Raw genomic sequence first — 12,873 nt, forward strand, 5'->3', positions numbered from 1 at the left:
TCTCTAGACCCGCCGAACGGACCGCAACCCGGATGACCCAGGACCAGATCGCGATCATCGGGCTGCTAGCCGCGGCTCTGGCCCTGTTCGTATGGAACCGCATCCGTTTCGACCTGGTGGCGGTCGGGGCGCTGCTGGCCGCCGTGCTGCTGGGGCTGGTCAAGGCCGACGAGGCCTTCTCGGGGTTCGGCAACCCCGCTGTCATCACCGTCGCCGCGGTGCTGGTGATCGGCCGGGCGCTGGCCCTGTCCGGCGCGGTCGACCGGATGGTCGCAGCGCTGGCCCGCGTGGCCGACGGCCGCTTCGCCCAGATGGTGGTGCTGTGCAGCTTCGGCGCCCTGATCTCGGCCTTCATGAACAATGTCGGGGCGCTGGCGCTGGTGCTGCCGGTGGCGATCCAGGCCGCGCGCAGCGCCGGCTATTCGCCGTCGGCGATCCTGATGCCGCTGTCCTTCGCCACGCTGCTGGGCGGCACCATCACCCTGATCGGCACGCCGCCGAACCTGCTGATCTCCGCCTTTCGCGAGAAGGCGGTGGGCGAGCCGTTCCACCTGTTCGACTTCGCCCCGGTCGGCCTGGCGCTGACCGCCGCCGGCCTGGCCTACATGCTGCTGATCGGCTGGCGGCTGATCCCGTCCAGCCGCCGTGGCCGCAGGGCGGAGGAGGAGAGCTTCGAGATCAGCCGCTACGCCACCGAGGTCGAGGTCACGCCGAAGTCGAAGATGGCCGGGCGCTCGGTGATGGCCTTCGAGGAGGCGCAGAAGGGTCGGATCGTCGTGCTCGGCATCGTCCGCGGCAAGCGCCGCGTCGCCGGGCTGATCCGGCTGGAGCATCTGGCGCCCGGCGACCTGCTGATGGTGCAGGCCGACACCCAGGCGCTGGAGCAGGCGCTGGGCGACGGCGACATCACCCTGGCGGCCGAGCATCCGCCGGAGGCCGGCGGCCTGCGCGACCTGGTCACCGCCGAGGCGGTGGTGCCGGCCAATGCCTGGATCCGCGGGTCCAGCCCGGCCGATCTCGACCTGCGCCGCCGCCATGGGGTCAACCTGCTGGCGGTGTCGCGGCACGGCCATCCGGTGAAGCGGCGGCTGCGCGACATCGCCATCGAGGCCGGCGACGTGCTGCTGCTGCAGGGCGATGCCGACACCCTGCCGGACACGCTGCAGGCGCTGGGCTGCCTGCCGCTGGCCCAGCGCCGCCTGACGCTGCGCAGCCGCAACCTGTGGCTGCCGCTGGCCCTGTTCGTCGCCGCCATCGCCGCCACCGCGACCGGCCATGTCCCTGCCACCATCGCCTTCGCCCTGGCGGTGATGGGCATGCTGGCGGCCCGCGCCATCCCGCTGCGCGACCTGTACACCGCGATCGACTGGCCGGTGATCGTACTGCTGGGCGCGATGATCCCGGTCGGCGGCGCGCTGGAGACCACGGGCACGGCGCAACTGCTGGCCGACGGCATCGCCGCTCTGGCCCAGGACCTGCCGCCGCATCTCGTCCTGGCCGTCGTGCTGGCCGCGACCATGGCCGTCACCCCGATGCTGAACAACGCCGCGACCGTGGTGATCATGGCGCCGATCGTGATCGGCATCGCCCAGCAGCTCGGCCTCAGCCCCGACCCGTTCCTGATCGCCGTGGCGATCGGCGCAAGCTGCGACTTCCTGACCCCGTTCGGCCACCAGAACAACACCCTGATCATGGGGCCGGGCGGCTATGAGGTGTCGGATTTCTGGCGCGTCGGCCTGCCGCTCGACGCCATCATCATCATCGTCTCGGTCCTGCTGATCCCGATCGTCTGGCCCTTCACCGCGTGACCCAGCCCCTCTCTCCTCTCCCGATCGACACGGCCCTGCCGCCCCTGCGCGCGGCTTTGGCCCAGCGCGGCCGCGCCGTGCTGCAGGCGCCACCCGGCGCCGGCAAGACCACGCGGGTGCCGCTGGCGCTGCTGGACGAGCCCTGGCTGAGTGGCGGCAGGATCATCATGCTGGAGCCGCGGCGGATCGCGGCCCGCGCCGCCGCCGGGCACATGGCCTCGCTGCTCGGCGAACGGGTCGGGGAGACCGTCGGCTACCGCATCCGCATGGACCGCCGGATCGGCCCGGACACCCGGATCGAGGTGGTGACCGAGGGCATCCTGACCCGGATGCTGCAGGACGACCCGGCGCTGGAGGGCGTCGGCGCCGTGATCTTCGACGAGTTCCACGAGCGCAGCCTGAACGCCGATCTCGGCCTGGCCCTGGCGCTGGAGACGGCCGTGCTGCGCGACGATTTGCGCCTGCTGGTGATGTCGGCGACGCTGGATGGCGGGCCGGTGGCGCGCCTGCTGGGCGATGCGCCGATCATCAGCTCCGAGGGCCGGGCTTACCCAGTGGCGACGCATCACCGCCCGCCCCGCCCCGGCGAGGCGGTCGAGGATGCGGTCGCCCGGGCGGTGCGCGACGCGCTGGCGGAGGAGACGGGCAGCCTGCTGGTGTTCCTGCCCGGCGCGCGCGAGATCCGGCGGGTGCAGGCGAAGTTGTCCGGCCTCGGCGACGGCGTGACGGTGGCGCCACTCTATGGCGACCTGCCGGCGGCGGCTCAGGACCAGGCGATCCGCCCGGCGCCGGCCGGGATGCGCAAGGTGGTGCTGGCCACCAACATCGCCGAGACCAGCCTGACCATCGAGGGCGTGCGGGTGGTGATCGACAGCGGCCTGGCCCGAGCGCCGCGCTTCGATCCGCGGACGGGCATGAGCCGGCTGGAGACGGTGACCATCGCCCGCGCCGCCGCCGACCAGCGCCGCGGCCGCGCCGGCCGGACCGAGCCGGGCGTGTGCTGGCGCCTGTGGGCCAAGGCCGGCGAGGGCGCCATGGCGCCGTTCGACCCGCCCGAGATCCTGGTCGCCGACCTGGCGCCGCTGGCGCTGGAGCTGGCGCTGTGGGGCGGCCGCGACCTCGCTTGGCTCGACCCGCCGCCGGCCGCCGCGCTGGCCCAGGCACGGGCACTCCTGGCCGAACTCGGCGCCATCGATCCGGACGGCCGCCCGACGGCCCATGGCAAGGCGATGGCCCGGCTGCCGCTGCATCCGCGCCTGGCCCATATGGTGCTGCGCGCCAAGGCCGAGGGCGTCGGCGGCACCGCGGCGGAGCTGGCGGCGATCCTGGAAGGCCGCCGCCCGTCATCGGAGGCCGATCTGCGCGCCTCGATCGAGATGCTGCATCGCGACCGCGGCGACCCGGCGGTCTCCCGGCTGCGCGAGGCGGCGCGCGATATCGCCCGGCGCTTCGGCCTCGGTCCCGGCGGTGGATCAGGGGATGCCGGGGCGCTGCTGGCCCTGGCCTATCCCGACCGCGTGGCCAAGCGCCGGCCGGGCGGGCGCGGCAGCTTCCTGCTGGCCAATGGCCGCGGCGCGGCGTTGCGGGACAGCGACCCGCTGGCCGGCGCGGACTATCTCGCCGTGGCCGAGACCGACGACACCGGGCGCGAAGCCCGCATCCTCGCGGCGGCGCCGCTGGACGAGGCGACGCTGGAGGCGGTGCTGGGCGACCGCATCGCCTGGGTCGAGACCGTCGCCTGGGATGCGGCGGAGCAGGCCGTCGCCGCCCGTCGTCAGCGCCGGCTTGGCGCGCTGGTCCTGGCCGATGCGGCGCTGCCGAACCCGAATCCCGCTTCCGTGGCCGCGGCGTTGCTGGAGGGGGTGCGGCGGCTCGGCCTCGACGCCCTGCCCTGGCGCGACGGCGCGGTGGCGCTGCGCCGGCGCACCGGCTTCGCCCGGGCGCTGGAGGGCGAAGCCTGGCCCGACTGGTCGGATGCCGCCCTGATCGAAACGCTGGAGGAGTGGCTGGGGCCGCATCTCGGCGGCATGCGGCGGCGCAGCGATCTCGACCGGCTGGACCTGGGACAGATTTTGTCCACAGCGCTGGGCTGGGAGCGGCAGCGCGCGCTGGATGCCCTGGCGCCCGCCACGATCCCGATTCCCAGCGGCCGGCGCGCCGCGATCGACTATGCCGACCCGGGCCAGCCGGTGCTGGCGGTCAAGCTGCAGGAGATGTTCGGCCAGGCCGACACGCCGCGCGTCGGCAACGGCCGGGTGCCGGTGGCGATCCACCTGCTGTCGCCGGCAGGACGGCCGCTGCAGGTGACCCGCGACCTCGCCGGCTTCTGGGCCGGCAGCTATGCCGAGGTGCGCAAGGACATGCGCGGCCGCTACCCGCGCCACCCCTGGCCGGACGATCCGCTGGCGGCCCCGGCCACCGCACGGGCCAAGCCGCGCGGCAGCTGAGGCCGCCGCGGCTAAGCTATATCCGTCCCATCAGGACCAGGATCAGCAGGACGACGACGATCACGCCGAGAATCCCGCTCGGGCCGTAGCCCCAGCCGCTGCTGTACGGCCAGGACGGAAAGGCGCCGATCAACAGGACGATCAGGATGATCAGCAGGATGGTTCCGATACCCATGACGGCACCTCGCCGTTGTTCGTGGTGATTCCCTCAATACGTGTTGGGAAATTTCAGTTCCTACCGGCTGGGCCAGTCAGTCGCGCTTCGACCGCATCGCCACTGCGCCGATCACCGCTGCCAGGGCCAGCCCGGCGGCAAAGCCGATGCCCATGCCCCACAGCCCGATGCTGCCGCTGCCAAGCAGATGGCCGGCCACGGCGCCGAGCAGCGCCAGGATAAAGGGCAGGAAGCAGCCGATCAGAACCATCGCGTCATCCTCGTCACCCCGCGTTCCTTAGAACCCAGTTGCGACCATTCGTCGAGCCCGGATCCCTTGCGCCGCCTGCCCGCCTCGGCCACAAGGACGGGACCTCCCGACACGACGGCGACCATGGCCACGCCACAGGCCGAAGACGCGATCCCCTCCCCGTCCCCGCGCGGCCTGCGTCGGCAGTTGCTGCGCCTGCATCTGTGGACCCGGCTGCGCAGCGCCGTGCGCGCCAACGAGGTCGCGCTGCCGCTGCTGGCGGTGGCGATCGGGGTGATCGTCGGCTTGGCCGTCGTCGCCCTGCGCTCGGCGCTGCAGCTCATGCACGAGCTGCTGTTCGCCCTGCCGAGTGGCCGGCGTCTGAGCGCCAGCATCGACACCAGCCCGCTGCTGACCGTGCTGGTGCCGGTGCTGGGCGGCCTGGCCTTCGGCGGGGTGATGTGGGCGATCAGCCGCTGGCGCCCCCGCCCGCCGGTCGACCCGATCGAGGCCAACGCGCTCTATGGCGGCCGGATGTCGCTGCGCGACGGCTTCGTCGTCGCCGGCGCCACGCTGATGTCCAGCGGCGTCGGCGCCTCGGTCGGCATGGAGGCCGGCTACACCCAGATCGGCGGCGGCTTCGCCTCGCGCATCGGCCAGATCTTCCGGCTGCGCCGGGCCGATCTGCGCACCATCGTCGGCTGCGGTGCCGCGGCCGCCATCGCCGCCGCCTTCGACGCGCCGCTGGCCGGCACCTTCTACGCCTTCGAGCTGATCATGGGCGCCTACACCGCGGCGACGCTGGCGCCGGTGGTGGCGGCGGCGCTGGCGGCCACGGCGGTCGAGCGGGTGCTGCTGAACGAAGGCCCGTTCCTGACGGTGACCTGGACCACCGGCCTGCATCCCGCCGACTACGCGATCTTCGTCGTGATCGGCCTGGCCTGCGCCGGGCTGGGCATCCTGATGATGCAGGGCGTCACCTGGACCGAGCGGGCGATGCGCCGGCTGGCCTTGCCGCAGATCCTGCGCCCCGCCGTGGGCGGGCTGATCGTCGGACTGATGGCGCTGCGCTTTCCGGAGGTGCTGAGCTCCGGCCACGGCGCACTCTATGCCGACCTGACCCTGGCGCCGCCTTTGACCGCGCTGGCCCTGCTGCTGGTCGCCAAGACCGCGGCGGCGGCGATCTCGCTCGGCGCCGGCTTCCGCGGCGGCCTGTTCTTCACCTCGCTGCTGACCGGTGCGCTGTTCGGCGGCATCCTGGCCCAGCTGACGGCGCTGGCCCTGCCCGGCCATCCGGTCGAGCATCTGGCCTATTCCCTGGTCGGCATGGCCTCGATGGCCGCCGCGGTGATCGGCGGGCCGCTGACCATGACCTTCCTGGCGCTGGAGCTGAGCGGCGACTTCTCCGTCACCATCGGCGTCATGGTCGGGGTGGTGGTCGCGGCCGCGGTCGTGCGGCACCTGTTCGGCTATTCCTTCGCCACCTGGCGCTTCCATCTGCGCGGCGAGGCGATCCGCGGCGCCCAGGATGTCGGCTGGATCCGCGACCTGACCGTCGCCCGGCTGATGCGCCGCGATGCCCGCAGCGTGCCGGAGACGACGACGGTGGCGGATTTCCGCCGGCAGTTCCCGGTCGGATCGACCCAGCGCGTCTTCGTCACCGATGCCGCCGGCCGCGCCGCCGGGGTGGTGCAGGTATCGGACGCGCACAACGCCGATCACGATGCCGAGGCGGAAACCACCGAGATCGGCGCGCTGCGCCACGCCGCCGCCTATATCCTGCTGCCCGGCCAGACGATCCGCACGGCGCTGGAGCTGTTCCAGGCGGCGGAGACCGAGACCCTGCCTGTGGTCAGCGACGCGCAGGAGCGGCGGATCATCGGCTATGTCAGCGAAGCCTACGCCCTGCGCCGCTACAGCGAGGAGCTGGAGCGCCGCCGGGCCGAGGATGTCGGCGAACGCTGGTTCCGGTCGACGGAGTGAGAGACCATTTGTAAACGCTACTGGTGCGGCCGTCTGACGGCGGTTTCTGCGCTTCCGGTGCTCACGGACCAACGTCCGCTGCGCTCCGGTTCTCGAAACCACCGCCAGCCGACTCACACCAGCGCATTTCCAAACGGTCTCTGAGCCCTCAGGGCAGTTCGTTCGCGGAGTGCGGATCGATCGAGTACGGAAACGTCTCTGCCAGGAAGCGCGGCTGCGACCGGACCCGGTCGATCCAGGCCACCACATGCGGGTACTCCGCCAGCGGCAGATCCGCCTCCTCCGCCCGGTGGACATAGGCGAACACCGCGATGTCGGCGACGCCGTAGGCCGGCCCGGCCATGTAGGGGCGCTGCGACAGCTCGCGGTCCAGGATCGCCAGCGTTTTCAGCGATCCCTTGCGCTTGGCCTCGACCAGCGCGGCCGGGCGGCGCGCGACCTTGCCGGTCATGACCCAATGCCGCAGCGTCGCGATGGTGGACTGGACATAGTCGCCCTCGAAGGACAGCCATTGCAGCACCTTGGCCCGGGCGAAGCGGTCGTCCGGCAGGTACGGCGTGCCCTCGGCCAGGAAGGCCAGGATGGCGTTGGACTCGGCGAGCACCCTTCCGTCGTCCAGCCTGATCGCCGGCACCGCGCCGGTCGGGTTGATCGCGAGATACTCCGGCCGCTGGCCTTCGCCCTCGAAGATGCTGATGATCTCGGTGCGGTAAGGCTGCTGAAGCTGCGACAGCAGCAGCCGGACCTTGTAGGCGTTCTGCGACGGCAGGTAGTCGTAGAGGGTGATCATGGACATCCTCGGGCGAGTGAGACTTGAAGAATTTCATCGCGCCGCGGCCCCGCCACCCCGCTTCTTGCTCCGAATTCGAGCGCAAGGGACGGGTCGGCCGCCGCGGCGCAGAGAGACAGGGTGACGGCATCGCATGACGGGAGCCGGAGCATGACGGCCGATCTGTTCGACAGCCTTCCGGGGCCGGGGCCGGACCAGGAGATCCTGGCCGAGGGCGCCGTGCTGCTGCGCGGCTTCGCCCGCGACAAAGCCGAGGCGCTGATTGCGGCGGTCAGGGCGGTGGAGGCCGACGCGCCGTTCCGCCACCTGGTCACGCCCGGCGGCTACCGCATGTCGGTGGCGATGACCAATTGCGGCAAGGTCGGCTGGGTCAGCGACCGCAGCGGCTACCGCTACGACACCGAAGACCCGATCGGCGGCCGGCCCTGGCCGCCGATGCCGCCGGTCTTCGCCGCGCTGGCCGACGCCGCCTCAATCAAGGCCGGCTTCGGCCCCTTCGCCCCCGACGCCTGCCTGATCAACCGCTACGAGCCCGGCTCGCGCCTGTCGCTGCACCAGGACCGGGACGAGCGCGACACCGGCGCGCCGATCGTCTCGGTCTCGCTGGGCCTGCCGGCGACCTTCCTGTTCGGCGGGCTGCAGCGCAGCGACCCGACCCGCCGGGTGCGGGTGGAGCATGGCGACGTCGCGGTCTGGGGCGGCCCGGCGCGGCTGGCCTTCCACGGCATCGCCACCCTGCCGGACGGCAGCCATGCGCTGCTCGGCCGCCAGCGGATAAACCTGACCTTTCGGAAGGCCCTGTGATGCCGCTATGAAGTCGGTGGGCTGAGCGGACACGAGACGGCGCGATGCTTCACGGCAAGGTCATTCTGGTCACCGGATCGTCCTCCGGCATCGGCCTGGCGATCGCCCGGACGGCGCAGGCCGAGGGCGCCACCGTGGTGCTGCACGGCATCGAGGCGGAGGCGCTGGCCCAGGCCGCGGTCGATCTGGGCGGCGTCGCCTCGGTGCTGGCCGACGTGACCGCACCGGATGCTGCAACGACCATCATCGACGCCGTCCTGCGCACCCATGGCCGGATCGACGGGCTGGTCAACAACGCCGCGTCCCTGGCCCGCACCACGCTGGAGCAGGCCGACGAGGCTGGCTTCGACGCCATCTTCGCCGTCAATGCCCGCGCGCCGCTGCTGCTGTGCCGCGAGGCGGTGCGCGCCTTCCGCGGCCAGGGCACCGGCGGCGCCATCGTCAATATCGGCTCGGTCAACGCCCTGTGCGGCCAGGACAACCTGCTGGTCTATTCGATGTCCAAGGCAGCGCTGATGACGATGACGCGCAATCTGGGCGATTCGCTCTCGGCCGAGCGCATCCGGGTCAACCAGCTGAATGTCGGCTGGACCCTGACCGAGACCGAGCGCGCGATCCAGCGCCGCGAGGGCCAGCCGGACGACTGGGCCGAGCACATCCCGCCGGCCTTCGCCCCCACGGGGCGCATCCTGCGGCCGGAGGAGGTGGCGCAGCATGCGGTGTTCTGGCTGTCCGACCGGTCGGCGCCGGTGACCGGCCAGGTGTACGAGGTCGAGCAGTATCCGCTGGTCGGCCGCAACAAGATCAACACGCGATGAGGGACGGGAGACGATGAAGGAGACCTGGCGCTGGTTCGGCCCGAACGACCCGGTGACGCTGGACCATGTCAAGCAGGCGGGGGCCAGCGGCATCGTCACCGCTTTGCATCACCGGCAGGACGGCAGCGTCTGGCCGGCCGAGGAGATCGCCGAGCGCCGCGCGGTGATCGAGGCCGCCGGCCTGGCCTGGTCGGTGGTCGAGAGCATCCCCCTGCCCGACGCGGTCAAGACCGGCGGTGCGGGCGCGGCCGAGGCCATCGCCACCTTCGCCCAGTCGCTGCGCAACGTCGCCGCGGCCGGGGTGACGACGGTCTGCTACAACTTCATGCCGGTGGTCGACTGGACCCGCACCAACCTGATGTGGCGGCTGCCCACCACCGGCTATGCCCTGCGCTTCGACGCGGTCGACATGGCCGCCTATGACGCCTTCATCCTGAAGCGGAAGGGGGCCGAGGCCGACCATCGGCCGGAGGTGCTGGCCCGCGCCCGCGACCGCGCCGCGGCGATGAGCGAGAGCGAGCAGGCCGAGCTGGAGAAGACCATCATCGCCGGCCTGCCGGGCGTGGCCGGCGCGGTCAACGACCGGGCCGGGTTCGAGCGCCGCCTGGCCGCCTATGCCGGCATCACCGCCGACGACTTCCGAGCGAACTACAAGGCCTTCCTGGCCGCCGTGGTGCCGGTGGCGGAGGAGGTGGGCGCCCGGCTGGCCGTGCACCCCGACGACCCGCCCTTCCCGCTGTTCGGCCTGCCGCGCATCGTCTCCACCCCCGCCGATGCCCGCGCCGTGCTGGCCATGGTCGACCGGCCGGCGAACGGGCTGACGCTGTGCGTCGGCTCCTATGGCTCGCGCGCCGACAACGACCTGGCGACGATGGCGCGGGAGTTCGCGCCGCGCATCCACTTCGCCCATCTGCGCAATGTCACGGTCGAGCCCGACGGCTCCTTCTTCGAGGATGAGCACCTGGAGGGCGGCGCCGACATGGTGGCCGTGATCGACGCGCTGCTGGCGGAGGAGCGGGCGCGCCAGGCTGCCGGCCGGGCGGATTGGGAGATCCCGATGCGGCCGGACCACGGCCATCTGCTGGCCGACGACGTGCACAAGAAGACCAACCCCGGCTATTCGCTGATCGGCCGGTTGAAGGGGCTGGCGGAGCTGCGCGGGGTGGCGCGGGCGATCGGCCAGCTGCGCGGCGCGGCATGACCGACACCGTCGATGCCGTGGTGGTCGGCGCCGGGGTGGTCGGCCTGGCCATCGCCCGGGCGCTTGCCCTGGCCGGGCAGGAGGTGATCATCCTGGAGGCGGCGGACGCCTTCGGCACCGAGACCTCGGCCCGCAACAGCGAGGTGATCCATGCCGGCATCTACTACCCGCAGGACAGCCTGAAGGCCCGGCACTGCGTCGCCGGCCGGCGGGCGCTGTACCGCTTCTGCGCCGAGCACGGCGTCACCGCCAAGCGCTGCGGCAAGCTGATCGTCGCCACCGACGAGCAGGAGGCCGCGACACTGGTCCGGATTGCCGCGGCGGCCCGGGTCAACGGCCTGACCGGCGAGGACGATTCGCTGCGGCCGCTGACCGCGGACGAGGCACATGCGCTGGAGCCGGAGATCGCCTGCACCGCGGCGCTGTTCTCACCCGCCACCGGCATCGTCGACAGCCACGGCTTCATGCTGGCGCTGCTGGGCGACGCCGAGGCCGGCGGTGCGATGATCGCGTATCACAGCCGGCTGGAATCAGCCGCGGTCACGCCCGAAGGGCTGCATCTGCAGGTCGCCACCGAGGATGGCGGCATGGAGCTGCTGGCCCGCCGGGTGGTGAACTCGGCCGGCCTGTCGGCCCCGGCGGTCGCCCGCCGCATCGCCGGCGTGCCGGAGGCTGCGGTGCCGCAGCCCTACCTGGCCAAGGGCAATTATTTCGGCCTGTCCGGCCGGCCGCCCTTCCGCCACCTGATCTATCCGGTGCCGGTGCCCGGCGGCCTGGGCACCCATGCCACGATCGACCTGGGCGGCCGGGTGCGCTTCGGCCCCGATGTCGAATGGGTCGAGGAGCTCGACTACCGCGTCGACCCGGCGCGGGCGGAGAGCTTCTACGCCGCCATCCGCCGCTACTGGCCGGCGCTGCCGGACGGGGCCTTGCAACCGGACTATTCCGGCATCCGCCCGAAGATCACCCCGCCCGGCGCCGCCGCCGCGGATTTCGTGATCCAGGGGCCGGAGGGGCATGGCGTGCCCGGTCTGGTCAACCTGTTCGGCATCGAGAGCCCGGGACTGACCTCGAGCCTGTCGATTGCCGACGAGGTGGTGGAGCGGTTGGGGCTGGGACGCGCGTAGCGGAGAGACCGTACCCCCTCACCCGAAATCGCTACGCGATTTCGACCTCTCCCCAAGGAGAGGTAAAGAGGGACCGCTCGTATTTCCCTCTCCTCGGGGAGAGGGAGGGGCCCGCCGCGTTGGCGGCGGGAGGGTGTGAGGGGAAGAGTCTACGCCGCTGCCCGCGCCGCCTTCTGGAACCGCGCCGGGGTGACGCCGTAGGCGCCCTTGAAGCGGCGGGTCAGATGGGCCTGGTCGGTGAAGCCGGTGGCCGCCGCCACCTGGGCCGGCGCCTCGCCCGCCGCCAGCATCCGCTTGGCCCGCTCCAGCCGGATCCAGCGCAGATAGGTCGCCGGCGCCGCGCCGTAGCGCCGGGTGAAGGCGCGGGACATGTGGAAGCGGCTCAACCCCGCGACGGCGGCGAGGTCGTCGGCGGTGACGTCGTCGTCGAGATGGGCGTGCAGATGGTCGCGCACCCGCGCCAGCGCCGCGTCGGCGGGTCGGGACAGGCTGGGTGCCTGGACCCCGACCTGGCGATGGGCCAGCCCGACCACCATCGCCGCCAGCGCCTCGGACCGCGCCAGCGTCGCCCCCGGCTCGGCGAAGGCGTCGACGGTGCGGGCGATCAGCGCCGCGAGGACCGGGTCCTCGGACAGGATGTCGGGGAAGGCCAGCGCCCAGGGCGGGCGGATGCCGGCATCGTCGAGCACGGCCGCGACCGTCTCCGGCGCGACATACAGCATCCGGTACAGGAAGCCCTCGGCGTTGGTGGCGTGGCCGTCATGGATCTCGGTCGGGTTGAAGGTGATGACCGACCCCGGCCGGGTGCGATGCGTGCCGCCGCGGCAGTGGAAGCTCTGCGACCCCGCCTCGGTCAGGCCGATGGCGTAGGTCTCGTGCGCGTGCCGCTCGTAGCAATGGGCGGTGAAATGGGCGCGGAACCGCTCGACGCCGAAGCGCCGGTCCAGCCCGACCGTGACCCATTCACCGTTGTCCATGGTGGCATCCTAGGCCCCGCGGGTGACCGCCGCCACAGCACGATCGTACAAGCCGGGGGTGCGCCCCCGCTCCTAGGGTCCTGCCGATCATCAGGAGGACATATGCGGTTCGACACCAAGATCGCCGTCGCCCTGCGCGAGGACCTGCCGGTGTGGCAGAAGCTGAACGTCACCGCCTTCACCGTCAGCGGCCTCGCCGCCACCCGGCCGGAGCTGGTCGGCGCACCCTATGAGGACGGGGCGGGCAACCTGTACCTGCCAATGTTCCGCCAGCCGGTGCTGGTCTTCGCCGGCACGGCCGAGGCGCTGAAGGCGGCGCATGCGAGGGCGCTGGCCCGCAACCTGCGGATCGCGATCTACACCGCCGAGCTGTTCGCCACCGGCCATGACGAGGCCAACCGCGCCGCGGTCAAGGCGGTGCCGGGCGAGGCGCTGGACCTGGTCGGCTTCGCCATGCATGAAGACCGCAAGGATGTCGACCGCGTGCTGAAGGGCCTGTCGCTGCACCCGTGAC

Annotated in this window: 12 protein-coding genes; 8 read left to right on the plus strand and 4 right to left on the minus strand. The window is 72.2% G+C overall.

What is annotated here, in order from left to right; all coding sequences use genetic code 11:
* Positions 1 to 32: 32 nt before the first annotated feature.
* Positions 33 to 1,808, plus strand: a complete 1,776-nt coding sequence (locus QFZ27_RS02360) for an SLC13 family permease (protein ID WP_429224479.1) — start codon at positions 33 to 35, stop codon at positions 1,806 to 1,808.
* Positions 1,805 to 4,255 (plus strand): ATP-dependent helicase HrpB, encoded by a 2,451-nt coding sequence (gene hrpB / locus QFZ27_RS02365; RefSeq protein WP_429224480.1) that lies wholly within the window; start codon positions 1,805 to 1,807, stop codon positions 4,253 to 4,255. The genes QFZ27_RS02360 and hrpB overlap by 4 nt, the downstream gene beginning before the upstream one ends.
* A 16-nt stretch (positions 4,256 to 4,271) precedes the next feature.
* Here the strand turns inward: hrpB and QFZ27_RS02370 are convergent, their stop codons facing one another.
* Together QFZ27_RS02370 and QFZ27_RS02375 are read right to left on the minus strand one after the other, a co-directional pair.
* On the minus strand, positions 4,272 to 4,430 hold the full coding sequence (locus tag QFZ27_RS02370; protein WP_429224481.1) for a DUF3309 family protein: 159 nt from the start codon (positions 4,428 to 4,430) through the stop codon (positions 4,272 to 4,274).
* Positions 4,431 to 4,506: 76 nt separating this feature from the next.
* A complete protein-coding gene (locus QFZ27_RS02375) occupies positions 4,507 to 4,680 on the minus strand; it encodes a hypothetical protein (RefSeq protein ID WP_429224482.1) in 174 nt (57 codons plus the stop codon).
* A gap of 123 nt (positions 4,681 to 4,803) precedes the next feature.
* Between QFZ27_RS02375 and QFZ27_RS02380 the strand changes: the two genes are divergently transcribed.
* Positions 4,804 to 6,642 carry a chloride channel protein gene (locus QFZ27_RS02380; protein ID WP_429224483.1) on the plus strand — a complete coding sequence of 613 codons (1,839 nt, stop codon included), beginning with the start codon at positions 4,804 to 4,806 and terminating at the stop codon, positions 6,640 to 6,642.
* Between the two features lie 148 nt (positions 6,643 to 6,790).
* On the opposite strand, the gene QFZ27_RS02385 is transcribed toward QFZ27_RS02380, so the two are convergent.
* A complete protein-coding gene (locus tag QFZ27_RS02385) occupies positions 6,791 to 7,432 on the minus strand; it encodes a glutathione S-transferase family protein (RefSeq protein ID WP_429224484.1) in 642 nt (213 codons plus the stop codon).
* Positions 7,433 to 7,582: 150 nt separating this feature from the next.
* On the opposite strand from QFZ27_RS02385, the gene alkB reads away from it, so the two are divergent.
* From alkB to QFZ27_RS02405, 4 genes are read left to right on the plus strand one after another with little or no spacing between them, the layout of a single operon-like run.
* Positions 7,583 to 8,236, plus strand: a complete 654-nt coding sequence (alkB, locus tag QFZ27_RS02390; RefSeq protein WP_429224485.1) for a DNA oxidative demethylase AlkB — start codon at positions 7,583 to 7,585, stop codon at positions 8,234 to 8,236.
* Between the two features lie 44 nt (positions 8,237 to 8,280).
* Entirely contained in the window at positions 8,281 to 9,054 is a 774-nt protein-coding gene (locus tag QFZ27_RS02395) for an SDR family oxidoreductase (protein WP_429224486.1), read from the plus strand.
* Positions 9,055 to 9,067: 13 nt separating this feature from the next.
* On the plus strand, positions 9,068 to 10,255 hold the full coding sequence (gene uxuA / locus QFZ27_RS02400) for a mannonate dehydratase (RefSeq protein ID WP_429224487.1): 1,188 nt from the start codon (positions 9,068 to 9,070) through the stop codon (positions 10,253 to 10,255).
* Positions 10,252 to 11,382 carry an NAD(P)/FAD-dependent oxidoreductase gene (locus QFZ27_RS02405; protein WP_429224488.1) on the plus strand — a complete coding sequence of 377 codons (1,131 nt, stop codon included), beginning with the start codon at positions 10,252 to 10,254 and terminating at the stop codon, positions 11,380 to 11,382. The genes uxuA and QFZ27_RS02405 overlap by 4 nt, the downstream gene beginning before the upstream one ends.
* Before the next feature lie 149 nt (positions 11,383 to 11,531).
* On the opposite strand, the gene QFZ27_RS02410 is transcribed toward QFZ27_RS02405, so the two are convergent.
* A complete protein-coding gene (locus QFZ27_RS02410) occupies positions 11,532 to 12,359 on the minus strand; it encodes an AraC family transcriptional regulator (protein WP_429224489.1) in 828 nt (275 codons plus the stop codon).
* 102 nt (positions 12,360 to 12,461) lie between these two features.
* Here QFZ27_RS02410 and QFZ27_RS02415 point away from each other — a divergent pair, with 102 nt between their 5' ends.
* On the plus strand, positions 12,462 to 12,872 hold the full coding sequence (locus QFZ27_RS02415; RefSeq protein ID WP_429224490.1) for a DUF2000 family protein: 411 nt from the start codon (positions 12,462 to 12,464) through the stop codon (positions 12,870 to 12,872).
* Position 12,873: the final 1 nt, after the last annotated feature.

This window comes from Inquilinus ginsengisoli, from assembly GCF_050434925.1.
Taxonomy (GTDB): Bacteria; Pseudomonadota; Alphaproteobacteria; order DSM-16000; family Inquilinaceae; genus Inquilinus; species Inquilinus ginsengisoli_B.